Origin of the sequence: Pseudoalteromonas sp. PS5, from assembly GCF_004103255.1 — a bacterium.
Taxonomy (GTDB): Bacteria; Pseudomonadota; Gammaproteobacteria; order Enterobacterales; family Alteromonadaceae; genus Pseudoalteromonas; species Pseudoalteromonas peptidolytica.
In genome coordinates, this window is sequence record NZ_RCSQ01000206.1 from 1 (window position 1) to 4,886 (window position 4,886).

Annotated in this window: 4 protein-coding genes; all 4 read left to right on the forward strand. The window is 43.8% G+C overall.

Going from position 1 to position 4,886, the window contains the following annotated elements; genetic code table 11:
* Positions 1-443 precede the first annotated feature (443 nt).
* The gene (edd, locus tag D9603_RS20125) at positions 444-2,297 is read left to right on the forward strand and encodes a phosphogluconate dehydratase (protein ID WP_128732659.1); all 1,854 of its coding nucleotides are present in this window, start codon (positions 444-446) and stop codon (positions 2,295-2,297) included.
* Positions 2,298-2,320: 23 nt separating this feature from the next.
* Positions 2,321-2,941 (forward strand): bifunctional 4-hydroxy-2-oxoglutarate aldolase/2-dehydro-3-deoxy-phosphogluconate aldolase, encoded by a 621-nt coding sequence (locus D9603_RS20130; RefSeq protein ID WP_128732660.1) that lies wholly within the window; start codon positions 2,321-2,323, stop codon positions 2,939-2,941.
* A gap of 17 nt (positions 2,942-2,958) precedes the next feature.
* A complete protein-coding gene (gap, locus tag D9603_RS20135; protein ID WP_128732661.1) occupies positions 2,959-3,963 on the forward strand; it encodes a type I glyceraldehyde-3-phosphate dehydrogenase in 1,005 nt (334 codons plus the stop codon).
* A 167-nt stretch (positions 3,964-4,130) separates the two neighbouring features.
* Positions 4,131-4,775: an adenylate kinase gene (gene adk / locus D9603_RS20140; protein WP_125253203.1), complete on the forward strand. Its 645-nt coding sequence runs from the start codon at positions 4,131-4,133 to the stop codon at positions 4,773-4,775.
* The last annotated feature ends 111 nt before the right edge of the window (positions 4,776-4,886 follow it).

Genomic DNA, 4,886 nt, shown 5'->3' on the forward strand with positions numbered 1-4,886 from the left:
CTCGTTATCGACAAGATTTTCTCGCCTCAAAATAGACCACTTAATTAAGCAAATTGGTATTAAGCTGCATATCGTCATGCTAAGGCCAATTGAGAATTTAACTCTACAATAGTGATTATGATCAGACATTAGAATAATTATTTTTGTCATAATAATTAACAATAAAGTCAAACAACTAACGATTCTTGTTACACAGATACCAGTTGAGTTTCTAATGGTTATAATTTGGTCATTTTAAAAAGTTAGACTAAATTTATAAGAAAGGTTGACACCGGTGTCAGCTTTGTGAGTAAATATAGTGACACCGGTGTCAGGTTGGGGTGAGAGACAACCTGATAGCGTACCTTTGAACGGGTAAATCAAAGCAGCTCTGTACAAGGATTGCCACGAATGCTGGTAATCGTGCAGAGCCTTTTTCCTCTAACAGTTAGAGAGTCAGTATTATGTTGCATCCACGAATTCAGGAAGTCACCGAACGCGTCATTGAGCGAAGCAAAGCAACACGTCAAGCCTATTTAGCTCGAATCCAACAAGCAAAAAAACAAACGCGCGTACGAGCAGGACTGGGCTGTGGAAATCTAGCACACGTGATGGCTGCATGTTCAAGCAGTGACAAAGCACGTCTGAAAGAAGACGAACAACCAAATTTAGCAATTATTAATTCGTACAATGACATGCTGTCGGCGCACGAACCATATAAAGAATATCCAGATTTAATTAAAGCAGTGGCAAATAAGTTTGATGCGACTGCACAAGTTGCAGGTGGTGTACCTGCGATGTGTGACGGTGTGACACAAGGCCGCGATGGTATGGAACTGTCTTTGTTCTCTCGCGACGTAATTGCCATGTCAACAGCGGTGGCATTATCGCATGATGTTTTCGATGGAGTTTTCTGTCTTGGCGTATGCGACAAAATCGTCCCAGGATTATTAATCGGTGCGTTATCTTTTGGTCATTTACCTATTTTCTTTTTGCCAGCAGGCCCAATGCAGTCGGGGATCCCAAATAAAGAGAAAGCTCGTATTCGTCAAAAGTTCGCTCAAGGTCTAGTAAGTCGGGATGAATTACTAGAAGCCGAAAGTGCTTCCTATCACAGTGCTGGTACTTGTACTTTTTATGGCACAGCAAATTCTAACCAGATGCTAATGGAGATCATGGGTCTTCATTTACCTGGTAGTTCGTTTATCAACCCATACACTGAGCTAAGAGATGGCCTAACAGCGAGTGCAGTTGAGACCATGTTGGCGCAACTGCTCGATGGAAAAAGTGGCAATGTACTTGCGGACATCGTGAGTGAAAAAACCGTTATTAATGGTTTGGTTGGTCTATTGTCTACTGGTGGTTCAACTAACCATGCTATCCACTTGGTGGCGATGGCAAAAGCGGCAGGTGTGCAAATTACCTGGAAGGATATGGCCGACTTGTCTGAAGTGGTGCCGTTATTAACGCGTATTTATCCAAACGGGCATGCAGATGTAAACCATTTCCAAGCAGCAGGGGGCATGGGCTTCTTGATGCGTGAATTGAGAGATGGCGGCTTCTTACATAATGACGTCAAAACAATTGTGGGCGAAGGACTTGATGCTTACACCATGGAGCCATTGCTGGATATTAACAGCAATGTGATCATTAGCGATAACCAAGGGCCTGCTAAAGTGAAGTGGGTACCAGTGCCTGAGAATTCGCTAGATGAAGAAGTGCTTCGTCCAGTCGCAAATCCATTTAATAAGCAAGGTGGCTTGCAATTACTCAGTGGTAATTTGGGTAAAGCGGTGATTAAAGTATCTGCGGTACAAGAGCAGCATCAAACTGTGACGGCGCCAGCAAAGGTATTCAGTTCTCAAGGTGAATTACAAGAAGCCTTTGCTGCTGGCAAGCTTAACCAAGATTTTATTGCCGTGATTAAAGAACAAGGCCCTAAAGCAAAAGGTATGCCTGAGCTTCATAAACTGACACCAGTGATGGCTACACTACAAGACCAAGGCTTTAAAGTGGCAATTGTCACCGATGGTCGTATGTCTGGTGCTTCGGGTAAAGTACCAGCAGCAATACACCTTGCGCCTGAAGCGGTTGAAGGTGGTGCAATTGCAAAAGTGCACGAAGGTGATTTGATCACTCTAAATGCACCTAAAGGCGAATTAGTGCTACACGTCTCTGATGCAGAAATGACACAGCGCGAATTACAGCTATCACCACAGTTACAGACATTTGGTACAGGCCGAGAGCTATTTTCAGGATTTAGACACATAGTGAGCAGTGCAGATCAAGGCGCATGCTCATTTGACATCGAAGAATAATAACAGTGGGAATGAGGGTGAGCATGAGTATTAAAGAGATATTGTCAGCAGCACCAGTGGTTCCGGTTATCGTTATTGATAACCTAGAAGACGCGGTACCGCTTGCTAGGGCATTGTTTAATGGTGGCTTGCGAGCACTTGAAGTTACACTTCGCACACCGGTTGCAGCACAAGCGGTGAAAGACATTAAAGCGGCTTTACCAGAGGCCTATGTCGGTACTGGCACGGTAGTGGATAAAGCAACTTTTAATGCCTCTGTAGAAGCCGGCGCTGATTTTATGGTCAGCCCAGGCGTAAATGACGAATTATTGGAACTGGCTAAGTCATCAAGTATTCCATTCCTTCCAGGTGCCGCAACGCCAAGTGAGGTGATGAAACTTGCAAGTCATGGTTTTGAGTTCTTGAAATTTTTCCCAGCAGAAGCTGCAGGTGGTGCACCAATGCTTAAGTCTATTGGCGGACCAATTCCACAAGTAAAATTCTGTCCAACGGGTGGTATTTCGTTGGCAACTGCACCTAAGTATTTAGCACTCAACAATGTGGTATGTGTGGGCGGTACTTGGATGCTTGATAAAGCGCTTATCGCAAACAAAGACTGGCAAGCCATTGAAGCGCTTGCAAAACAAGCAAGTGAAGTAAAATAGATTAGGGGACAGTTATCATGATTAATATCGCAATTAATGGCTATGGACGTATAGGTCGTAATGTACTTCGCGCACTATACGAGTCAGGTCAGAATAAAGACATTAAAGTTGTTGCCATTAACGATCTTGCACCTGCAAATGTAAATGCGCATCTAACTCAGTTTGACTCAGTACATGGCCGCTTTCAAGAGCAAGTTGTACTGAATGATAATACACTGGTTATTGGTGGAGATGAAATTACGCTAACGCAAGAGCGTGATCCTGCAAACTTACCATGGAAAACACTGGATGTTGACGTCGTGCTTGAATGTACGGGGTTGTTTACTTCTCGCGAAGCCGCTGCAAAGCACATTGAAGCGGGCGCTAAGAAAGTGATCGTTTCTGCACCGGGTACTGACATGGACGCAACGGTTGTTCATGGCGTTAACAGTGAAGTACTTAATGCTGAGTCAACGATTATTTCTAACGCATCTTGCACCACAAACTGTCTTGCGCCTATTGCAAAAGTGTTAAACGACACTATTGGAATTGAGCAAGGTAGCATGACGACTATCCATGCTTACACGAACGACCAGAACTTATCTGACGTATACCACAAAGATTTGTACCGCGCTCGAAGTGCAACACAATCGATGATCCCAACAAAAACAGGCGCAGCAAAAGCAGTAGGCCTTGTGCTGCCTGAGCTGGCGGGTAAACTAGACGGCATGGCGGTTCGCGTGCCAACTATCAATGTATCGCTAGTTGATTTAACTTTTGTTGCCAAGCGCGAGACGTCAAAAGAAGAGGTCAACGCGGCAATTAAAGCAGCTGCTGAGGGCGTAATGAGTGAAATCCTAGAGTACAATGAGCTACCTCTGGTTTCGATCGATTTTAATCATAACCCAGCTTCTTCGGTATTTGACTCAACGCAAACCAAAGTTGATGGCAAACTTGTAAAAGTGATGGCTTGGTATGATAACGAGTGGGGTTTCTCTTGCCGCATGTTAGACCAAGTGAAGGCACTAGGTACATTCTTATAATCAGGATTAATTTCTGACCAAAAGCTCTGTTAATCGCAGAGCTTTTTTGTTTTTACGAGAAAAATGACCATTCTGCCTTATCAATTGGTATAAGTCCCTTGAGGATTGGCAGCGTATATGGAAAAATTCACACACAAATACCAATAACTCCAAACGAGGATTTAATTATGCGCATCATCTTGCTAGGCGCACCGGGTGCAGGTAAAGGTACTCAAGCTCAATTTTTAATGGACAAGTATGGGATCCCTCAGATCTCTACAGGTGACATGTTACGTGCCGCAATTAAAGAGGGAACACCACTGGGTCTTGAAGCGAAAAAAGTCATGGATGCCGGTCAATTGGTGTCTGATGAAATTATTATCGGCTTAGTCAAAGAGCGCATTGCTAAAGAAGATTGTGCAAACGGCTTCTTGCTTGACGGTTTTCCACGTACTATCCCACAAGCTGATGCAATGAAAGAAAATGGCATCAATGTAGACCATGTCATCGAGTTTGACGTTGCGGATGAGATCATTGTTGAGCGTATGAGTGGTCGTCGTGTACACCCAGGTTCTGGCCGTGTTTACCACATTGTTTACAATCCGCCTAAAGTTGAAGGCAAAGACGATGTGACAGGTGAAGACCTTATCATCCGTGATGACGATACAGAAGAAACAGTACGTAAACGCCTAGCAATTTATCACGAGCAAACTAAGCCACTTGTAGATTACTACAGCGCTGAAGCGGACGCCGGTAACACGCAGTATCACAAACTTGATGGTACTCAAGCTGTTGATGCGGTCAGCAAGCAGCTTGGTGAGCTTTTAGGCTAAAGTTTCCAAATCGAAATAAAAAGGAGCTAATTTTAGCTCCTTTTTTAGTATATTAACCTCGCAACAAAAAGAATATTTATACCAATTTGCTTAATTAGTCGCCCCTGAAAC

What these genes read in the sequence shown, in the direction of transcription:
- edd (WP_128732659.1), top strand. Translation starts at nt 444, where the DNA reads ATGTTGCATCCACGAATTCAGGAAGTCACCGAACGCGTCATTGAGCGA.
- D9603_RS20130 (WP_128732660.1), top strand. Translation starts at nt 2,321, where the DNA reads ATGAGTATTAAAGAGATATTGTCAGCAGCACCAGTGGTTCCGGTTATC.
- gap (WP_128732661.1), top strand. Translation starts at nt 2,959, where the DNA reads ATGATTAATATCGCAATTAATGGCTATGGACGTATAGGTCGTAATGTA.
- adk (WP_125253203.1), top strand. Translation starts at nt 4,131, where the DNA reads ATGCGCATCATCTTGCTAGGCGCACCGGGTGCAGGTAAAGGTACTCAA.